The sequence below is a fragment of the Streptomyces flaveus genome (assembly GCF_014647675.1).
Lineage (GTDB): Bacteria > Actinomycetota > Actinomycetes > Streptomycetales > Streptomycetaceae > Streptomyces > Streptomyces flaveus.
Map to the genome: position 1 here is coordinate 106,268 of NZ_BMPQ01000012.1, position 19,490 is coordinate 125,757.

Below are 19,490 nucleotides of genomic sequence, written 5' to 3' on the forward strand. Positions count from 1 at the left end.
CCAGGGTATGGACCATCGAACGGGTATAGCTTTGGACCTGTCAGTCGGACCATGGCCGCAGCAGGGTGAGGGGACGCCGAACTTCGCGGAGGTCCCCTTTGAGTATCGCGTTCTTGCTGACCACCCTGGTTGTGGTGGTCACCCCGGGCACGGGAGTGGTGTACACCCTCGCCGCCGGGCTGTCCCATGGCCGCCGGGCGAGCGTGGTCGCCGCGCTCGGCTGCACCCTCGGCATCGTGCCGCACCTGGCAGCGACGATCACCGGCCTCGCCGCACTGCTGCACACCAGCGCGGTCGCCTACGAGACGGTGAAGTACCTCGGTGTCGGCTATCTGCTGTTCATGGCATGGGCGATGCTGCGGGACAAGGAGGCGTTGGCAGTCGCGCAGGAAGCCGAGCCTCGGCCGGTGGTCCGGGTGATCGCCTCCGGTGTGCTGGTCAATCTGCTCAACCCGAAGCTCACGATGTTCTTCGTCGCGTTCCTGCCGCAGTTCGTGCCCGCCGGCGCATCCGGCTCTCTTGGCGCGATGCTCCGGCTCAGTGCTGTCTTCATGGGGCTCACCTTCGTCGTCTTCGTCGCGTACGGGATGTGCGCCGCCGCCGTACGCAGCCGCGTACTGGCCCGGCCGCGGGTGATGACCGGCATCCGTCAGGTGTTCGCAGCCTGCTTCGTGGCCCTGAGCGCGCGGCTGGCGGTGGCGTGACCATGCACTTTCGGCATGCGGATGCCATCTGGTCCGACTACCCCGAGCTCACCGCTGGAGCTCTGTACGCCACCGGAGTCGGTGCCGGCGTCGACGTCGGCCCGCGCGCCGCGGCATACACCGCCCGCGCTGCGGCCCGGCTGACCGGCGCCACTGAGAGCGCCTTCCCCGAAGTACTGGCCTGGAGGCGGGCCTTTTCCCGCATGGGGCTCAAGCCCACTCAGTACCGGTGCGCTGCGGAGTCGCTGCTGCGGCGGTTGCGGAAGGAGGGGACACTGCCGCGCGTCCATCCGGTGGTCGACCTGTGCAACGCGATCTCGGTCGCCTACGCGGTCCCGGTCGCGGTCCTCGACGCCGACCGCATCGCCGGCCCCTTGCTCGAGGTGCGCCACGCCCGCGGTGACGAGCGCTACACGACCTTCGGCGGCGCCACCGAGCACCCGGCACCCGGTGAGGTGATCTTCGCCGACTCCGCCGGACGGGCCCATGCCCGTCGCTGGACCAACCGGCAAAGCGGCCATTCCGCGGTTGGTGAGCACACCAGCACGTTCTTCGTAGTGGCGGAGGCCATGCACGACGACGGCGCGCAGGCCGTGCCGGAGCTGCTGAAGACAGTCGCCGAAGAGTTGGCCGCGCACTGGCCTTCGGCCGACCCCACGGCCGCCGTCCTCACCTCATCCTCACGGGAGTTCGTCTTTGGCTGTTGATCTGGCTGCTGAGAATCTCCCCGGCGGCGAGCAGGAGCCGAAGTGGCGCCTGACACCATGGGCCTGGTGAACCAGGGGAGACAGAAAACGGGCGGACCGGCCGCCGTACGTGCGACGCAGACCACGTCGGCGAACAGCGGCTCTCCCTCGGCCTATGGCTCGGATTTCCTGCAGCTCGACGCTGGGGAAGCGCCCGTGGGTGGCAAGTCGGACTGGCTGGCCGGGCGCCTGCGCGAGGCGATGGCCGATGGCCGGCTGACGGTGGGCAGCAGCCTGCCGCCCACCCGGGTACTCGCCGCCGAGTTGCGGGTGTCTCGTGGGGTGGTCGCTGAGGCATACCGGCGGCTGACCGAGGACGGTCACATCGAAGGACGTCGACGTGGCGGAACCGTAGTGGTCGCGGTTCCCATTGCTGTGTCACCCATGACACCTCCCGGTCCCGGAACCGGGGCCGGAACCTCACGGCCCTCGGCCCCGGCCACCGCCAAGAGAGCCGTGCCCAGCACGCTGTTCGTCGGCGAACCGGGCAACGACATCTTCGACGCGCTGCGTGCCGTCCGTGCCCGCATCGACTTCACCCCCGGCCAGCCCGATCTGACTGCGTTTCCCCGAGCGGCCTGGCTGAGAGCGGAACGAACCGTGCTCACCGAGCTATCCGCCGAGAACCTCGGCTACGGCGACCCTCGCGGCACCCCGCAGCTGCGCACTGCCATCGCCGGCTGGCTGGCACGCAGCCGCGGCATCCGGGCGGACCCGGACGAGGTGTTGGTCGTCGCCGGTACCGCGCAGGCGCTCACCCTGCTGCACCCGGTGCTGCGGGCGGACGGCATCGACGGCGTCGCAGTTGAGGACCCGGGCTCACTCGGCACCCGCCAGCATCTGCAGAACGGAGCCCTGGCCACCCCACCGGTGCCCCTCGACGACAGCGGTGTGCGCGTGGAGGCCCTGCGCGCCACCGGTGCTCGTGCGGTACTGCTCACGCCCGCCCACCAATTTCCCACCGGCGTGGTGACCAGCGGCGAGCGCCGCCGCGAACTGCAGCGCTGGGCCCAGGACGGCGGGCTGATTCTGGAGGACGACTACGACGCGGAACACCGCTACGACCGGCCGCCGGTCCCCGCGCTCCGCGCGCTGCTCGCCGACCACGTGTGCTACATGGGCAGCGTGTCCAAACTGCTCGCACCGGCGCTGCGCATCGGCTGGGTGATACCGCCGCGCCGCCACCGTGACGCCCTGATCGACGCAAAACGCTTCACCGACCTGGGCAACGCCGTGCTGCCCCAGTTGGTGCTCGCCCGCCTGATGGACTCCGGAGACCTGGAACGGCATCTGCGGCTGCTGCGCGGCCGTCACCGGCGGCGCCGCGACGCGATGATCAATGCCATCGCCGAACACCTGCCTGGCGCGGTCGTGCACGGCGCAGCGGCCGGTCTTCACCTGACCATCACCTACCGGGCAGAAGTCCCCGACCCCGAGCTCGCCACCGCCGCACTGGCCCGCGGCGTGAAGTGCCAGCCACTGTCGTGGCACCGCCGGCTGCCCGGACGCCCCGGCCTCGTCCTCGGCTATGCGGCCACCCCGGTCGGCGCCATCGCCGAAGGAATCGCGATACTCGGCGAGGCACTGCGCGAACTGGCCTGAAGAACTCCGGAGGGTTCCGTGATGCGCGAGACGCCTCCGGTGTTGTGGCTGGGCGGGCCACCCGGGGCCGGCAAGTCGACCGTGGCCCGAGTGCTCGCACGGCGGCACGGGCTGCGGTGGTACAACGCGGACGCCCACACGTGGGAGCACCGGGACCGGGCGATCGCGGCCGGGCACACGGCCGCGATCACGTGGGAGCGGATGCCGCGCGCCGAGCGTTGGACTGCGCCCGTCGAGGACATGGTCGCGATGTCGCTTCATCACGAGCGTGGCCGGATGATCGTCGACGACGTACGCGCGCTCCCGCCCTCGCCCCTCGTCATCGCGGAGGGCACGCCCGTCACACCGTCCGTCACGGGTCCGGCCGGCCGGGCGGTGTGGCTGCTGCCGACTGCCGAGGTCCAGCACGACCGGCTCGTCGAGCGGGGTATGGCGCCGGGCGTGGGCGCCTTCCGGCTGTATCAGGCGCTGCGGCGGGAGATCGAGACGCAGGTCGAGGAGTACGGCGGACGCAAGCTGATCGTCGACGGGCGTCAGAGCGTGGCGGACACCGTCGCGGAGGTCGAGGCGCTGTTCGCCGAGGCCCTGGCCGAAGGTCCCGTGGCGGTGACGGCGGCCGAGCGCCGACGACTTCTGCGGTACGCCAACAGAGCCGCCGTCTCCCAGCATCAGCAGTTCGACGCCCGACCCTGGGCACCGGAGGGTGCGATGAGCACGGTGTACGCGTTCGCGTGTGAATGCGGGCACGAGGCGTGCACGGCGGACGTGGAGCTTGCCGTCGCCGACTTTCCGGGGCTCCCCGATGAGAGCTCTCCGCCCGTCCTGACACCGGGACACCACGCGATCATGGTTGGGCCCGGCACCAACTGCCCTGATAAACGCTCCTGACAGACGCTGACAAGGAGCAATGAGGGCAAGCTCCAGCATGTCGGTGACATGGCGGCGCAGTTGGGTGCCGCCGCGGTGGCGCCGACCACCACGATGCTCGGGGACGCCAAGTCGTAAGTCAGCACAGCGGAAGGGGCGGCGCCGGAATCCTCCGGTGCCGCCCCTTCCGGCTGTCTGTCTACCTGCTCAGGAGCCCGACATGGCGTTCGCGAACATGGGGTCGTCCCCCGAGTTCCCGATGCCCACGGACGACGCGCCGAAGTTCACCGCGCCGGTGGCCGTGATGCCTCTGGTGGAGCCGCGCAGGATCCATACGGCGCCGTCGTCGCTGTTCTCGCCGCCCGCGCCCACCGACAGGTCGGCGCGGCGGTCCTTGTTGTGGTCGGCGAGGTGGATGGCGTGGCCGAACATGTCCGCCGACTCGTTGGCGCCCGGGACACCCGGGGTGCCCTGGTTGAAGGACTGGGCGCCGGTTGCCGTCAGGCCGGAGGCGCCGCCGCGCAGCACCCAGACGTTGCCCGTCTGGTCCGCGGAGCCGATGGTCTCGAAGTCCGCGCCGACGGCGAGGTCCGGGTAGCCGTCACCGTTGACGTCGCCCGCGGCGAGTGTGCCACCGAACGAGTCGTGGTACTCGTCCGCTCCCGGCACACCCGAGGTGTCCTGGCTGAAGACGGCACTGCGAGTGGTGTCGACGCCCGCCGCACCGCCGTAGAACACGGTGGCGTAGCCGCCCTTCGCCGTCTGGTCCATGACGGAGACGAAGTCGGTACCGACGACCAGGTCGTCGTGCCCGTCGCGGTTGAAGTCGGCTGCGGTGAGCGAGGCGGGGTTGTCGTCGCTCACCTGGGTTTGCAGGGTGAGCCCGGCCGAGGAGCCCCGGTAGACGAAGGCACCGGCGAAGGAGCCCACCACCACGTCGTCCGCCCCGTCGTCATCGAAGTCCCCGGCGGTCAGCTGGACGGCGCCATGGGGGTACCCGCCGGACTCGATCTGCGCGTCGAAGCGCAGCTTCCCGGCCGCGCCGCCGGACTTGGTGAAGCCGCCCTTGAAGATCCACACGTCCTTGCCGGTGGAACCGACCGCCAGATCGGCCTTCCCGTCACCGGTGAAGTCACCGACCGCGAGGGACTGGCCGAACCGGTCGTGGCCCGACACGTTCGGGTCGCTGATCGCCGTGCCGCCTGACAGGCCGGACGAGCCGCCCCACAGGATCGTGACCGAACCACCGTCGACATCGCCGCTCACGTCCTCCAACGGTGTGCCCACGACGAGATCGCCGTAGCCGTCCCTGTTGAGGTCGCCGTGCGCGAGTTCGGTGCCGAAGCGGTCGGAGGTCTCCGAGGCGCCCGGCACGCCGGAGGAACTCTGCGATGTGGCCTTGTGGCGCGCGGCGCTGATACCGCTCGACGAGCCGTAGTTGACGACCACGGCGCCCGCCTTCGCCTTCCCGCCCGCGACAGCACCCGGGGCGCCGGTCGCCAGATCGCGGTAGCCGTCACCGTTGAAGTCGTCGGCGAGGCCCGACGCAGCGGCACTCGCACCGCCGGGCAGGGTGATGAGCAGGCCACCGGCTAAGGCGGCCGCGACGGCGGTGGCGCCCAGGACGACGGGACGCCGGGAGCGCTTGTGATGGGACCGGGACACGGGTTCCTCTCAAGGACATACGTACGGACTCGAAGATGACCTCTGGTGAGCCTGAAGGGTTGTACGGGAAGGGGGAGGTTTTGGTGCTCCCGCCCAGGCCCGCTATCTCGTCCGCGCGACCGTGCGGAGCCTGGCGGCCGGGTCGCCACGAGATCTGGGCCGGGGCGTGCAACAGGGCGCACGCCCCGGCCCAGGCGACGGCGAGCGCGAAACCGGTCAGTCCACTCAGTCCGCGATCATCCGGTTGGCGGACCACGCCCTGCGCTCAGTACTGCGCTCTCGCTGACGGCGTACGACATAGCGGCCGGGTGCGATGCCGGTGCCGCCGTGCTCCGGGTGGATGAGGTACGCGACCGCCGAGGTGTCGATCATGCCGAGGGCGAGGCCGGTCGCGTCGCGGAGGCCGCCGGTGAAGCGGCAGGTGCCCGGGTCCGCGACGAGCGAGTGCGGATTGCCGCCCGCGGCGCTCCGCAGCAGCTCGATACCCGCGGCAGGGACGTCCTGCCAGCGCGTGTAGTGGTGCGTGGAGACGCTGTGTTCGACGAACGCGTACGGGATGACGATCAGGTCGCCCTGGGCCTGGAGACCGTCGACGACCGGGATGGCCACCTGACGTTCCAGGTGATCGAGGACGTCGAGACCGGTGAGGTCGGTGAGTTCGGCGAGGGTCATGGTCATGTGGATCACCTTTGGGTGTGAGGGCCTGCGAAGGCTGCGTGAAAGTCCTTGATGGGTACGGGAGTTGAGCACCGGGAAGGCCGAGAGCCGAGGGTCGGGCTTCGGGGCGTACGACCGCCCCACCGCCTCACGTACGGCGCACAAGTCCCGCGTACTGCTCGCCGGACAGCCCATACGTCCAGCCGGCCGCCGAGAGGGGGTCCTCGAGGTGGTCGGGCACGCTGAGCCCGTAGCGCCGGCGGCGGCCGTCCGGTTCGACCGAGCCGTTGACGACGAGCAGCAGACGTGCGGGGCGGCCCCAGAGTTCGCGGGGCACGTCGTAGAGGTGGAGGTCGGAGCCGGGGTTGCCGGGGTCGCCGGTCGTGCCGACGAGCCGGAGGCGGGCCTGTTCGATGTAGGCGCCCCAGCCGATGCGTTCGATGGCGCTGCGGCGCACTTCGACGTTGCGCTCGGCGTGGATGCGTTCGACGGTCGGGGCGTTGATCACCCACTCCGGGACGTGGGTGCCGTGCAGGACGTGGACCTGCACCCCGTCCGCGTACAGAACGGCCGGTCCGTCGTCGCGGTGCAGCCGCAACTCTCCGTGGAAACCGCCCGGTTGAGGCTCGGTATGGATCTCGGTGGGCCGCTCGGCCATGACGCACATACCCTCGCCGGGCCACCACCAGCCCGTCGACCGGGCCAGCTCGACCCACAGGCCGAGTTGGTCCTGATCGTCACTCAGGTAGGTGGTCAATCCGACGCGTGCCATGACGTCGTAGTGGGCGACCCAGGTGGCGTCGTGCTGGCCGTACCAGGCGAGCCCCGGTGAGTCCACGGCCGGAGGCAGCAGCTCCGTACGCACCGGAGCGCATACCGAGTCGCGCAGGGTTTCAGTCAGCGCGTCGTACACGAGGGCTTCGACCACACGCTTCACCGGGACGCCCGCCGCGAGCGCCTCCTCGGGAGCCATGGTGCGTACCGATCCCGTTCCGGACACCCCCCATGTCCATGAGATCAGCGACGAGGACCGTTGCCCGATCCGGTCGTCCATGCGTTCCCGCAGTTCGGACGCCAGGGTGGCAAGCCGCGCGACCAGCGGCCAGCAGAAATTTCGCGCGGGCAGGGGCGGCGGCATCCAACCGCACGGGCCGGAAACGGTCACGGTGCTCGAGCACGACCTCCCGCGCCGCTGCCGGGGACGGAACCCAGACGAACTCGGGCGGAGGTTCGCCGATCAGGCGATACAGATCGGTGACGGCAGCCTCCGCCCTCGGCCGATCGGCCGGAAGCGTGGACAAGCCGTACCTGAGCCAGTCGTCGCCCAACACGCGTGCCAGAGCAACGCGTTCAGCATCGGATTCGGGCCAGGAGAAGGAGGGCCGGGAAAAGGAACTGCGCGCACTACGCGCGTCACGGAGCGATCCCCCTCGGGGATCCGACACGACGCTCACCAGAGGGTGGCGGTGTCCGCCTCTCGAATCATCATGAGGAGGAGCGTGACAGGGGCGGGCAGAAACCCGCAACACCTTTTCCCGTACGTACGGGCGGCCCAGGCGTCCTTCGACACCCGAGCCGCCCGCCGGATCACCTCATCCGAACCTGCCGAACCGTTCGGATCACCTCTCCTTGATCCTCAGGAACGTGACCGAGTTCCCCGGGAAGGTGTAAGTGAACTTGCTGCTCACCCCCTCGAAGGTGGACCTCACCGGGGCAACAGGCGTCTCCGTCTCGGAGTTGACCGCGTCGGGCGCCGCCTTCAGCGTCGTCACGGCGGCCTTCTTCGACGTCTTCAGACCGCCGAGGTCGATCGCCGTACGGGCGTCCGCCGCCTGGGCGTTGACCACCTTGACGATCACATCGCCGGTCTTCGCGTCGCGCGTGACGACCTGGCGGAACGGCTCGGCCGGCTTGTCGTCGGTGAAGCTGCCCCACTCCTTGCCGTCGAGGTAGAGGGTCACCTGACGGCCGCGGACCTTGATGTCGACGTCGTACGCGCGGCCCGTCTCGATCGATCCGGCCTTGGAGATGAGCGTCGACTTGCCGCCGTCCGAGGCCTGTTCGACGGCGGACTGGGTGTTGTTCCAGCCGCCCAGGTTCCACCAGTAGTAGTTGCCGGTGTCCTTGACGCCGAAAGCGACGAGGAAGCCCTCCTTGCCGGACTTCTTGGTGGCCTTCACATGCAGGTCGTAGTCGTGCCAGGCCGGGTCGCCCGCCGACACCATGGTGTTCTCGGCGGCCTCGTCGGTCTGCACGTACTGCCCGTCCTGGACGCTCCAGCTGCCGCCGCCCGTGTGCGTCCACTTCGAGGCGTCACCGGAGAAGTCGTCGGTCAGCAGCGCCGAACCGTCCGCCGCAGTCACCTTCACATCGTCGTACGCGGCACTCGTCGCCCAGGTCGACAGTCCGACCGCACCCGAGATCGGGCCGCTCACCGAGGGCGTACCGGTCGCCTTGGAAGGCACGACCCGGTCGCCGACGTTGCGCATGAACAGCTTCTGGACCTCGTAGCTGGCCGAGTTCCAGGAGGCGTGGTTGTTGAACCAGATCATGTCGGGGCGCCACTGCACGTAGTCCTCGTTGGCGAGCAGCGGGGCGTACGAGGCGAGCTTCACGATGTCCGCGTTGCGCTCAAGGCCGGTCATGAACGCGGCTTCGGAGAGGGCGTTCTTGAAGGCGTTGCCCTGCGAGGCGTACTCGCCGAGGAAGACCTTGGGGCCCTTCCTGTCGTACGAGTCGTAGCGGTCGTTGTTCTGCAGGAACCACTGCGGGCTGTTGTAGTAGTGCTCGTCGACCATGTCGACGTTGCCCTCGCGGTTGAGCTTCCAGGCCGTGTCGAAGGTCGAACCGCTGTCGTCCGGGCCGGAGTTGGAGATGATGGTGATGTCCGGGTACTTCGCCTCGATGGCGGCGCGGAACTGCTTGAACCGTTCGAAGAACTCGTTCGGCAGGTTCTCCTCGTTGCCGACCCCGAGGTGGGTGAGGTTGAAGGGCTTCGGGTGGCCCATCTTCGCCCGCTTCTTGCCCCACTCGCTGGTCACGGGGCCGTTGGCGAACTCGATGAGGTCCAGGGTGTCCTGGATGTGGCGCTTGAGGAGCGCGTCGTCGTCGATGGCCTTGTTCTGGCCGCAGCCGGTGACGAGGGCGGGCACTACGGGCAGCGGCATGGCGCCGATGTCCTCGGAGAACTGGAAGTACTCGTAGTAGCCGAGGCCGTAACTCTGGTTGTAGCCCCAGAAGTTGGCGTTCGTCGCGCGCTGCTCGACGGGGCCGATGGTGTCCTTCCACTGATACGAGCGCTTGCGCTGCCAGCCGGAGGCCTCGTCGTATCCCTCCATGCTGCCGGTGTTGACCAGGCAGCCGCCCGGGAAGCGCACGAAGGACGGGTCGAGAGCGGCGATCTTCTCGGCGAGGTCCCTACGCAGGCCGTGACCCTTGTACGTGTCGCGCGGCAGAAGCGAGATCATGTCCAGCGCGACGGGGCTCCCGGCGGCGACGGTGAGGCGGCCGGTGGTGCTCGTACGGGTCGCGGTGAACTTCGCCGTGTACTTGGCCCAGCCGCCACGCGCGGCGACCTTGCGGGCCTCGGCGAGCGCGCCGTCGGCGTCCGCCAGGGTCACGGTGAGGGCGGAGGCCTGGTCTGCGCGGGCCCAGAGCGAGAAGTTGTAGACCTTGCCCTTCTCGACCGAAATCCCGGTGTTGTAACCGGAGTTGGTGACGGACGAACCGCCGTCCAGGGTGAGGTAGGTGCGGTTGCGTTCGTGGAGGCGGCCGTCGTCGTTCACGGCCTTCGCGGTGCCCGTGGTGGCCCAGGAGGTGAGGGGCGTGTACGAGGCGTGGTCGGCCGTCGAGTACTCGAACGACCGGTTCTGCACGAGCTCTGAATAAAGGCCGCCGTCCGCGGCCCGGTTGATGTCCTCGAAGAAGACTCCGTACATCGTGTCGTCGATCTTCGCGCCCTTGGTCTTCGGGTCGACGGTGATCGCGTAGTCGGTGGTGTCCTCGGCGGCGGCGTTCCCGGGGGCGGCCGGGACGAGGAACGAGGCGGCCATGATGCCGGTGGCCGTCAGGGCGAGTCTCCAGCGGGTGCGGGTGCGTGACATGGATACTCCGCGGCTCTGGTGTCGGTTTTCTCGGCTGTTCTCAGCGGCACTAAGTGGTTCGAAATATCGGACAATGATCAATACTTCGAACGGCAAGATAGGGAGGGGGTTGGAGTGAGTCAATGGTTTGCGCAGGACACGTCAGGGAAGCGGACCAGCGTGGACGATTTCTGGCCGGTTGCCGACGTATTGGCGTATCTGGCGGGGAGTTGGCGCGTGGAGCGTTCCGTACGGGATCTCGCGAGCGGGGCAGAAGGGACGTTCAGCGGAACGACGGAGTTCGAACCGCTCACAGAGGGCGGCCTGCTCCACCACGAGTCCGGCACCTTCGTCTGGCAGGGCGTCGCCCGCCCCGCCGAGCGGACGCTGCGGTTCCTGCCGGGCGCTACGCCGAGTCGCGCCGACGTACGGTTCGCCGACGGCCGCCCCTTCCACGACCTGGGCCTGGCCTCCGGCCGACACACGGCCGACCACCCGTGCGCCGCGGACCTGTACCGGGGCGAATTCAGCGTGTACGACGCGAACCACTGGCGAACGGTGTGGCGAGTCGGCGGCCCGGCCAAGGACCTGACGCTGATGACGGACTACACGCGCGTCGGCTGACCGTCGAGCCGCAGGTTCCAGCGGCCCGCCCGGCCCATGAGCGTGGCCGTCGACAAGGGACGGACGTCGATGTTCCAGTACGTCGACGGGGGCGCCTTCAGCGCGTAGACGAGCGCGGCGCGTACGACCGCGGGCTCGGCCACCGCGACGATCTTGCAGCTGTCGTCGGCTGGCCGGGTCTCGAGCCAGCCGCCCACCCGCTGGATGAAGGCCAGCAGTGACTCGCCGCCGTGCGGGGCGGAGCCGGGATCGGCGAGCCAGGCGTCCACGGCCTCGGGCTCGCGGGCCATCGCCTCGCCGAGCGTGAACCCCTGCCAGCGGCCCATGTCACAGTCCCGCAGGGCGGGTTGGACAAGAGGGGTGTAGCCGAGCGCGTCCCCGGTGGCCCGGCTGCGCGGCGTCGGCGAGCAGTAGCGCAACTCGGCTGCCGCCAACGGCAGCAGCACCGGCGCCGCGCGCTGCACCTCGTACCACCCCTCCTGGTCGAGCGGCCGGTCGTCCCCGAACCGCTCGGCGAGCAACGGCGAGTTGCGCGCCGCGGCGACGAACGTGACCCGAAGCTGCATGCGGAGATGGTGAGCCGCAAAAGTGCCAATGGCAAGAGACGTTGCTCAGGAGTTACCCGGGGTGTGCGGCACCTGCCTCGAAGGCCGTGCGCAGTCTGCGTACGCCCTCCTCGATCTCGGATGTGCTCGCCACCGCCACGAAGCTCAGCCGCAGGTGCGCGGCGGCCGGTTCGGCGCTGAAGTAGGGGCGGCCGGGGGTGACGGCCACGCCCGCGCGCAGGGCGGTGGCAGTCAGGGCCTGTTCGTCCGTGCCGTCGGGGAGGCGGAGCCACAGGTGGTAGCCGCCGGCGGGGATGTGCGGGAGGGAGAACTCGGGGAGCCTCAGCCGCAGCGCGGAGGTCATCGTGTCGCGGCGGTTCTTCAGCTCCGCGGCGACGGCCCGCAGATGACGGGGCCAGGCGGGCGAGCCGACGAGTTCCAGGGCCGCCTCCTGGAGTGGGCGTGGCACGAAGAAGGTGTCGACGATCTGGATGGCCCGCAACCGTTCCAGTACGGGCCCGCGGGCGGCGAGCGCGCTCACCCGGAAGCTCGGCGAGGTCGCCTTGGTCAGGGAGCACACGTGCACGACGACTCCGTCGGGGTCGTCCGAGGCCAGCGGGCGCGGCAACAGCCCCGCGTCCTCGTGCACGAGACGGCGTACGAAATCGTCCTCCACGACGAACGCACCGGCCTCGCGCGCGATCCGCAGCACCTCACCGCGCCGCTCGGGGGCGAGCACGGCACCGGTCGGGTTCTGGAACAACGGCTGGCAGACGAAGACGCGGGCGCCGGTCGCCCGGAACGCGTCGGCGAGCAGGTGGGGGCGTACTCCGTCGGCATCGACCGGCACGGGCACGGGACGGAGCCCTGCCGCCCGGGCGATCGCCAGCATGCCGGGATACGTGGGCGATTCGACGAGCACCGGTGCGCCGGGCGGGGCGAGGGCGCGCAGGGCGGTGGTCAGCGCGGACTGGCCGCCCGCCGTGATCAGTACCTCGGCGGCGGTGATCGCGCCGCCGATGCCCCGCGCGAACCACTCGCGCAGTTCCGGCAGCCCGTCCACCGGCGGGCGCCCCCAGGCGCCTGGGCGGCGGCCCGCCCGGGCCAGCGCCGCGGCCATCGCCCGCTCCGGCTGCAACGAAGGGTGCAGATAGCCGCCGTTGAACTCGATGACTCCGGGCGGCGGGGCGGCCAGCGTGACCAGCACTCCGGAGGCGTCGACGGTACGCGGCACGAGTTCGGCGGCGGCGTCCGCGGTGAGCGCGAGCTCCTGCCAGGAGGTGTCCCCCGCGGCAGGCCCGTCGGCCCGCGGCCGAGCCCGGAACGCACCGGCTCCGGGCCGCGTGACCACCAGCCCCTCGGCGGTCAGCTGCGCCAGCGCCCGGGAGACGGTCACCGGGCTCACCCGGAACCGCTCGACGAGCGCCCGGCTCGACGGCAGCTTTCCACCAGGAGAGTAGCGGTCCAATTCACTCCGCAGCCGATCCGCCAGCTCTACCACACTGCTACGCTCATGCATGAGAGCACAGAGTAGCGCTACTACGCCCCCTCCAGTAGCGGTCCCCGCCGCCCGGGCCCGACCGGCCACCGAAAGCCCACAGGCGTCACCCCGCGGCGTCCTCCAGGCCGCCCTCGGAGTGACCGCCTTCTCCCTCACCTTCCCCGCCACCGCCTGGGGCCTGGAGGGCTTCGGCCCCTGGTCGCTGGTAGCCGTGCGCAGTGTCCTCGCCGCGATCATCGCCGGCACCTGTCTGCTCGCCCTGCGTGTACCGCTGCCCGACCGCCGTCACTGGGCGGGGCTGTCCGTCGTGGCCGGCGGAGTCGTACTCGGCTTCCCCATGCTCACCACCCTCGCCCTGGAGACCTCGACCACCGCCCACGCCGCCGTCGTGGTGGGCCTGCTCCCCGTGACCACCGCACTGTTCTCGGCCCTGCGCGTCGGCTCCCGCCCCTCCCGTGCCTTCTGGGCGGCGGCGCTCGCGGGCTCCGCCGTGGTGATCGCGTTCACCGTGACGCAGAGCGGCGGCGCCCTGACCAGCGCGGACGCCTACCTCTTCGGAGCGCTGCTGGTCTGCGCGGCCGGTTACACGGAAGGGGGCCGGCTGGCCCGCGTGATGCCCGGCTGGCATGTCATCGGCTGGGCGCTGGCCCTGTGCCTGCCGCTCACGGTTCCGGCGGCCACGGTGGCGCTCGCGTACGAGCCCGTACAGCTGACGGCGCACAGCGTGACCGGGCTGCTCTGGGTCGCGGTCGGCTCACAGTTCCTGGGTCTGGTGGTGTGGTACCGGGGCATGGCGGCGATCGGCATCCCGAAGGCCAGCCAGTTGCAGCTGGCTCAGCCCCTGCTCACGCTGGTGTGGTCGGTGCTGCTCCTCGGCGAGCAGCTCACACCGGCCGCACCCCTGGCCGCCGCGGCCGTACTGGTCTGCATCGCGGTCGCCCAGCGAGCACGCGCCTGACCGGTACACACGGCACACACCGGTGGCAACCGGCTCCAACCGCCCTAGACTGAGACCCACGGACCGCTGCTCACGTGCGAGACGAGGAGGCCCTCCAGATGCGTGCAAGCAAAGGCGACCACCTGCTGGTGCACGGCAGGATCGTCGGACAGCACGACCGGGTCGGGGAAGTCGTCGAAGTACTGGGGCCGGACGGCAACCCGCCGTTCCGCGTCCGCTTCGAGGACGGCCACGAGACCGTGATGTCCCCCGGCCCTGACACCACAGTCCAGCATCACGTCGGCGAGACCAAGACCCAGTAGGACCCGGACCCAGTAGGCCAGATCAACGCGGCGGCTTCGCCGACCGCTGATAGTGGTCGGCGACCACGCGTGCCATGGCGCCGATCGGGTCGGCGTCGACTTCCCTGGCCGCGAAGAAGACATGTCCGCGCACCTGCGGGTGTTCCCGCGCGAAGGTGAGGTGCCGGGAGAGCTCGGCCGGTTTCTGCCAGGCTTCGGGCTGCGCGGGATCCCCGGCCTTGTACAGCGCCTCCCCCACATACAGCCGCGTCCTGCTGCCCTCGGCGACCTCCGCCCACCAGGGCAGCAGCTTGGCGTAGTCGGCGGCGGCGAAGCCGATGTTCCAGTAGATCTGCGGCGAAGTGCAGTCCGGCCATGACCGTGCCCGGCTTGCCGTTGCCTTGTTTGAACAGCGGTGACGCCGGTGGTCCGCCCGCTCTTGAACACCTTGTCGCCGAGTTCCGGCTCGCCCAGTTCCACGGGCTGCACGCCCAGCTCGCAGATCTCGTGGGTGAAGCGACGGTCCTCAATGGTCGCCACCGCGCAGTCACCGGCCACGCCCAGGTGCGAGCGCTGCAGCACCCCGAGGCGGTTGCGGGAGATTCGGTTGTCGTCGTGCGGGCCGGGCTCGCGACCTGTCCGCCCAGCTCTCCGCGCGGGCCGTGCAGCACATGCCATCCGGAGAGCACATAGGGGGTGCGGCAAGGCGAGACGAGTCTCGCCGTCGACAGACGAGAATGCGGGCTTGCCTTTCCACACGGGTCTGGCCCAGGCGTAGCTCTTACGTCACGCACCACTCTGGCGAGCGGCCTTGCGAAGCGAGTCCCACAGGGTGTCGATGTGGTCGGGCAGCGTCGTCGGCGTGCCGATTGCGACACGAATCGCGAAGTGACCGTTGACCGATGTGTGCGTGAGGAAGGAATGCCCTTCGGCGTTGACCGCCTCCATTGCCGCCTTGGTGGCGGCGTCGTTGGGGCGACCGTCCCGGTCGACGAGGTACAGGCATACGAGTGCGAGTGACGGCGGGGTGGCCAGGGCGAAGCCCGGCTCGCTCTCGATCCTGCCGGCCAAGGAGTCGGCCATGGCGACGTGGCCGCGGATGCTTTCGCGCAGGCCTTCCAGTCCGGCGCCGTGCACCACTGACCAGATCTTCAACGCACGCATACGACGGCCCAGCGGGACCTGCCAGTCGCGGTAATCGATGACTTCGCCCGATTCCGTCGCAGCGTTACGCAGGTACTCCGGCGTGATGGACAGCGCTGTGGGCAGCGCTCGGGCATCCCTCACCCACATGAAAGAGGCGTCGAAGGCGGTGTAGAACCACTTGTGTGCGTCGGTGCAGAACGAGTCGGCAAGGTCCGCGCCGTCCAGGAGCCAGCGGAACTCGGGACACAACGCCGCGACTCCCGCCCACGCGGCGTCGACGTGCACCCACGCCTCGTATTCACGCGCTGCCAGGGCGACGTCTCTGACGGGGTCGATGGCACCCGTGCCGGTTGTTCCCACAGTCGGACAGACCATGACCGGCCTCTTTCCGGCGGCCGCGTCCTTGGCCAGCATGTCTGCCAGGGCATCCGCCGACATGGACAGCGTGCCCTGCGTAAATGGGACGATCCGCAATGCTCGTGCGCCGAGCCCGGCCACACGCACGGCCTTGGCCAGTGACGAGTGGGTCTCGGCAGTGGCGTACACCGTCTCGGTGCCGTCCACGCCGTGTTCGCGCCAGTCCGGGTTGCTGCGCTGCAGCGCAGCCAGCAGCGCCACCAGAGATGCCGACGAGGCCGAATCCTGCAGCGAACCGCCTCCGCCCCCGGCGAAAGTGAACTCGCGACCAAGACCCAGCGCGTCCGCCAGGCCGTCGAGCAGGACCTGCTCGATCTCCGTCCCGGCCGGCGATGACGACCAGAGCATTCCCTGCGCTCCGATCCCGCCCGATGCGATGTCACCGAGGAGCGACAGCAGGGACGCGTTCGCTGGGAAGTAGCCGAAGAAGCCCGGGTGCTGCCAGTGGAGCGACGAGGGAACGACCACGTCGTTGAGCAGGGCGACGAGATCATCGCCCAGCGCCTGGGACGGTTGCTCAGGCAGTTCACGAGGAAGCTGCGCCTTCACGGAGCCCGGTGAGACATTCGGCTGCACGTGCAGGGAGGGGAGCGAAGTGCGGTATTGGGCGACCCAGTCGACCAGTTGGTGGCCCTGGCGGCGGAATTCATCAGGCTCGAGATCAGGCACGCTTTGTCCTATGAGGTCGTGATGGTCATGACGAGGGCTGGACGCCTACCTGGGCGCCGGGGATCAGGTGCCCAGGGTGAGGTGGCCGGTACCGGCTTCAGAGGGCCTCGATGCCGCGTACCGGCTGGTGCCGCACCGGAGCCTTCCGTCTACAGTTGTAGATTAATAACTCCAATGTAGCCCCTCACCGGGTTGCCGGGAAGGGGGCGCCATGTGGACCGCTCTCACGACCACCGGGAATGACAGCTGTTCGTCCCGCGCCACGTGCGCCCCTCCCGCGTGAACCAGACTCATCCGCCGTGAGGCCCGCGAGTTGTGCAAGCTCGGCCAGCCAGCCGGATCCAGCGTCGCTGAGCCGTACAGCCGTCCACTGCTTCATGTGGGACCGACACGGCGCCTTGCCCAGCCCTTGAACGTTCTCAGTTCGGCCGCAATGGTGCTGACCACAGCCACCAGCATGCAGACGCCTACCCGTTGGTAAGGTGTCACCATGCCCAAGATCGTGGACCACGACGCGCGGCGTGAAGAGATCATCGAAGCTGTATGGCGCCTTGTCGCGCGGCGAGGATTCGCGGCGCTGAACATGCGGGATCTCGCCGCCGAAGCGGGATTCACCAACGGTGCGCTCGCACGATACTTTCCCACCAAAGCAGCAATTCTGCGGGCCTCGCTGGAGCGCGCCAACGCAGCCACCGAGCAGCGGGCCGCCCGCACCATCGCCGGCACCAACGGCGTGAACGCGTTCCGCAAGTTCTGCATCGAGATCATGCCCCTGGACGACGTGCGTCTCAATGAGGCCCGCGTTGTCATCGGCTTCTGGAACTACGCGGTAGCCGATGAGGAACTGATCGATGTCTACGACCAGGCAATGTCGCGCTGGCGCGATCAGATGCTCTCGTATCTGCGCACTGCGGCTGAAGCGGGAGAGATCAACCCGTCCTGCGATCTCGATGCGTTCTTGGACCTTGTGATGGCCACGCTGATGGGACTCCAGATCAACGCGATCTTCGCGGCTCGCCTGACCACACCCACCCGCCAGTTGCGGATACTCGACGGACTCATCGCGGGGTTGCAGACCGGCACCTCATGATCTGAGCACTCAGGCGCAGCAGTACTCACGTGTGGATCAGTTCCATCCAACCCGCCCCTCGTGCCGAAGGGGGCGGAACGGAGTCTCGAGCTCAGGAGGCCGGCATTCCTGTGACAACAAGGCTGAAGCACTGGTACCGCGCCAACTCACGCTGACAATCTGAGCCAACTGCGGCAAAATTTCCCAGCCGGTCACCGGCTACGACCGCCCTTGGGTGACAACTCTCGCTGGAAGCGTGCTACACGAGGTCGCACCAGGCAAGAGCCTCCGCCAAGTCGTCCGCGAACTTCACCTCGTCGATCCACCCGGACGAGAACACCCACATCGAGCCGGTCCGCCATGGCAAGGGCTCCAACTCGATGGGCGGCCTGTCGATCCTCCAAGTGCCGTACGCCGAGGGCTCGTCGAGGGCGCTGGCCTGGCTGCGGAATGCGGCCCACCGCCCCCTCCTCGTCGCCCGCTCCCTCTCCAACGACCGCTGATCGGAGCGGACCATCATCGGCGTGATGATGACAAGCGATCACAGCAGGATTCATGACTTGGCAGGGGTTGCCGGCGGGTTCTTCGTACGTGGCCCGAAGGTCGCTACGGTCACCGCGCCGAGCCCAGTGGCATGACCCTGCGGTACGCGATCACCGCGACCGCGAGGTGCATCACGAGCAGCGCCACCACACCGGTCACCTCGCCCTCGTCGAACAGGAAGAAGTCCGGAACGAGGGAGATGACGACGACCGATGGGACGAGTCGGCGGAGCAGCCGTTCGGGATCCTGGGAAAGCCTGCGGACGATGTCCCATCCGATGGCTCCCGCCAGCACCCCCAGGGCGGTCAGGAAGACATACGCCGGGGGCTCCAGCGGGTTGAAGTCGTCCGGCGCGCTCATCGCGTGCGCCAGCACAGCGATCGACGCGTTCACCAAGGAGGCGAGCAGGAAGGCGATGAAAACACCTCCCGCCACCACCAGCGGACCCCGCCGTGAAGGGAGTGTCTCGGAGACATGGGACATGGCAACTCCAGTTCGTGAAAGGGGACATGGTCAGCTCCTGGGACTGCTGGTCGCGTCCGGGCGCGGAAGGAGACGGTCGGAGGCGGCGTCGCCACGGCTGTCGAACGCGTGTCGTGTCGCAGCGATGAGGTAGGCGAGGGCGGCCGCGAAAACCAGCAGAGCGGTCCAGCCGTTCAGGCGCAGGCCGAGGATGTGGTGGGCCTCGTCGACCCGCAGGCACTCGATCCAGAAGCGGCCGACGCAGTAGGCGGCGACGTACAGCGCGAACGCGCGGCCCCGGTCGAGGCGGAAGCGGCGATCCGCCCACATGACCAGGGCGGCCACACCGAGACACCACAGCGACTCGTACAAGAAGGTGGGGTGGTAGGTGGCCAGGTCGGAGGTGGCCTCGGGCCGGTGCGCGGGGTCGATCTCCAACGCCCAGGGGAGGGTGGTGACCCGCCCGTAGAGTTCCTGGTTGAACCAGTTGCCCCAGCGGCCGATGGCCTGGCCCAGGGCGATGCCGGGGGCGACTGCGTCGGCGAACATGGGCAGGGGGACACCTTTGCGGCGGCAGCCGATCCAGGCTCCGACGGCACCGCCCGCGATGGCGCCCCAGATGCCGATGCCCCCGTCCCAGACGAAGAGGGCTTTGAGCGGATCGCCGCCCTTGCCGAAGTACGGCTCGCTGGACGTGACCACGTGGTAGACGCGGGCCCCGACCACACCGAAGGGGACCGCCCACAGGGCCACATCCGTCACGACGGTCTTCTCTCCACCGCGGGCGGCCCAGCGACGGCCGCCCAGCCATACCGCCGCGGCGATTCCGAGGATCAGCATCAGTGAGTAGCCGCGCAGCGGCAGCGGGCCGAGGTGGATCTCGCCGATGGACGGGCTGGGGATGAAGGCCAGGGGCACTGGATGGTTCCTCACGGGGTGCGGTGGAGCTCGG

17 protein-coding genes and 2 pseudogenes are annotated in these 19,490 nt (G+C 69.3%); 9 read left to right on the forward strand and 10 right to left on the reverse strand.

What is annotated here, in order from left to right:
• The first annotated feature begins 98 nt into the window (after positions 1 to 98).
• From IEZ21_RS23975 to IEZ21_RS23990, 4 genes are read left to right on the forward strand one after another with little or no spacing between them, the layout of a single operon-like run.
• A complete protein-coding gene (locus tag IEZ21_RS23975; RefSeq protein ID WP_033323472.1) occupies positions 99 to 704 on the forward strand; it encodes a LysE family translocator in 606 nt (201 codons plus the stop codon).
• Between the two features lie 2 nt (positions 705 to 706).
• A complete protein-coding gene (locus IEZ21_RS23980) occupies positions 707 to 1,411 on the forward strand; it encodes a B3/B4 domain-containing protein (protein ID WP_189323964.1) in 705 nt (234 codons plus the stop codon).
• Between the two features lie 57 nt (positions 1,412 to 1,468).
• Positions 1,469 to 3,052, forward strand: coding sequence for a MocR-like pyridoxine biosynthesis transcription factor PdxR (gene pdxR, locus IEZ21_RS23985; RefSeq protein WP_189324060.1), 1,584 nt, complete (start codon positions 1,469 to 1,471; stop codon positions 3,050 to 3,052).
• 21 nt (positions 3,053 to 3,073) lie between these two features.
• Positions 3,074 to 3,940, forward strand: coding sequence for a hypothetical protein (locus IEZ21_RS23990; RefSeq protein ID WP_189323965.1), 867 nt, complete (start codon positions 3,074 to 3,076; stop codon positions 3,938 to 3,940).
• Positions 3,941 to 4,126: 186 nt separating this feature from the next.
• Here IEZ21_RS23990 and IEZ21_RS23995 read toward each other — a convergent pair whose 3' ends face one another.
• The 4 genes from IEZ21_RS23995 to IEZ21_RS24010 all read right to left on the reverse strand — a co-directional run bounded on the left by IEZ21_RS23995 (position 4,127) and on the right by IEZ21_RS24010 (position 10,344).
• Positions 4,127 to 5,584 (reverse strand): FG-GAP-like repeat-containing protein, encoded by a 1,458-nt coding sequence (locus IEZ21_RS23995; RefSeq protein WP_189323966.1) that lies wholly within the window; start codon positions 5,582 to 5,584, stop codon positions 4,127 to 4,129.
• Between the two features lie 225 nt (positions 5,585 to 5,809).
• A complete protein-coding gene (locus IEZ21_RS24000; RefSeq protein WP_189323967.1) occupies positions 5,810 to 6,262 on the reverse strand; it encodes a DUF8820 family protein in 453 nt (150 codons plus the stop codon).
• Positions 6,263 to 6,389: 127 nt separating this feature from the next.
• The gene (locus IEZ21_RS24005) at positions 6,390 to 7,241 is read right to left on the reverse strand and encodes a DUF6745 domain-containing protein (RefSeq protein WP_246568088.1); all 852 of its coding nucleotides are present in this window, start codon (positions 7,239 to 7,241) and stop codon (positions 6,390 to 6,392) included.
• Between the two features lie 619 nt (positions 7,242 to 7,860).
• Positions 7,861 to 10,344, reverse strand: a complete 2,484-nt coding sequence (locus IEZ21_RS24010; protein WP_189323968.1) for an alpha-L-arabinofuranosidase family protein — start codon at positions 10,342 to 10,344, stop codon at positions 7,861 to 7,863.
• Between the two features lie 159 nt (positions 10,345 to 10,503).
• Between IEZ21_RS24010 and IEZ21_RS24015 the strand changes: the two genes are divergently transcribed.
• Positions 10,504 to 10,947 (forward strand): DUF6314 family protein, encoded by a 444-nt coding sequence (locus IEZ21_RS24015; protein WP_189323969.1) that lies wholly within the window; start codon positions 10,504 to 10,506, stop codon positions 10,945 to 10,947.
• Here the strand turns inward: IEZ21_RS24015 and IEZ21_RS24020 are convergent.
• Together IEZ21_RS24020 and IEZ21_RS24025 are read right to left on the reverse strand one after the other, a co-directional pair.
• On the reverse strand, positions 10,929 to 11,513 hold the full coding sequence (locus IEZ21_RS24020; RefSeq protein ID WP_189323970.1) for a histidine phosphatase family protein: 585 nt from the start codon (positions 11,511 to 11,513) through the stop codon (positions 10,929 to 10,931). The genes IEZ21_RS24015 and IEZ21_RS24020 overlap by 19 nt on opposite strands.
• Before the next feature lie 52 nt (positions 11,514 to 11,565).
• The gene (locus IEZ21_RS24025; RefSeq protein ID WP_189323971.1) at positions 11,566 to 13,011 is read right to left on the reverse strand and encodes an aminotransferase-like domain-containing protein; all 1,446 of its coding nucleotides are present in this window, start codon (positions 13,009 to 13,011) and stop codon (positions 11,566 to 11,568) included.
• Between IEZ21_RS24025 and IEZ21_RS24030 the strand changes: the two genes are divergently transcribed.
• Together IEZ21_RS24030 and IEZ21_RS24035 are read left to right on the forward strand one after the other, a co-directional pair.
• Complete coding sequence (locus IEZ21_RS24030; protein WP_189323972.1) at positions 13,010 to 13,951, forward strand: DMT family transporter; 942 nt, start codon at positions 13,010 to 13,012, stop codon at positions 13,949 to 13,951. The two genes, IEZ21_RS24025 and IEZ21_RS24030, sit on opposite strands and share 2 nt — an antisense overlap.
• Before the next feature lie 98 nt (positions 13,952 to 14,049).
• Complete coding sequence (locus tag IEZ21_RS24035; protein WP_189323973.1) at positions 14,050 to 14,253, forward strand: DUF1918 domain-containing protein; 204 nt, start codon at positions 14,050 to 14,052, stop codon at positions 14,251 to 14,253.
• A 22-nt stretch (positions 14,254 to 14,275) separates the two neighbouring features.
• On the opposite strand, the pseudogene IEZ21_RS24040 reads toward IEZ21_RS24035, so the two are convergent.
• A pseudogene (locus tag IEZ21_RS24040) lies at positions 14,276 to 14,602 on the reverse strand (hypothetical protein); the annotation flags it as partial.
• Between the two features lie 416 nt (positions 14,603 to 15,018).
• On the reverse strand, positions 15,019 to 16,464 hold the full coding sequence (locus IEZ21_RS24045; protein ID WP_189323974.1) for a pyridoxal phosphate-dependent decarboxylase family protein: 1,446 nt from the start codon (positions 16,462 to 16,464) through the stop codon (positions 15,019 to 15,021).
• Positions 16,465 to 16,954: 490 nt separating this feature from the next.
• Here IEZ21_RS24045 and IEZ21_RS24050 point away from each other — a divergent pair, with 490 nt between their 5' ends.
• Together IEZ21_RS24050 and IEZ21_RS47770 are read left to right on the forward strand one after the other, a co-directional pair.
• Positions 16,955 to 17,554 (forward strand): TetR/AcrR family transcriptional regulator, encoded by a 600-nt coding sequence (locus IEZ21_RS24050; protein WP_189323975.1) that lies wholly within the window; start codon positions 16,955 to 16,957, stop codon positions 17,552 to 17,554.
• A gap of 290 nt (positions 17,555 to 17,844) precedes the next feature.
• A pseudogene (locus tag IEZ21_RS47770) lies at positions 17,845 to 18,033 on the forward strand (cholesterol oxidase); the annotation flags it as partial.
• A 112-nt stretch (positions 18,034 to 18,145) separates the two neighbouring features.
• Here IEZ21_RS47770 and IEZ21_RS24060 read toward each other — a convergent pair.
• Positions 18,146 to 18,559 (reverse strand): DUF6069 family protein, encoded by a 414-nt coding sequence (locus IEZ21_RS24060; protein ID WP_189323977.1) that lies wholly within the window; start codon positions 18,557 to 18,559, stop codon positions 18,146 to 18,148.
• A gap of 30 nt (positions 18,560 to 18,589) precedes the next feature.
• Positions 18,590 to 19,456, reverse strand: a complete 867-nt coding sequence (gene lgt, locus IEZ21_RS24065; protein ID WP_189323978.1) for a prolipoprotein diacylglyceryl transferase — start codon at positions 19,454 to 19,456, stop codon at positions 18,590 to 18,592.
• Between the last annotated feature and the right edge of the window lie 34 nt (positions 19,457 to 19,490).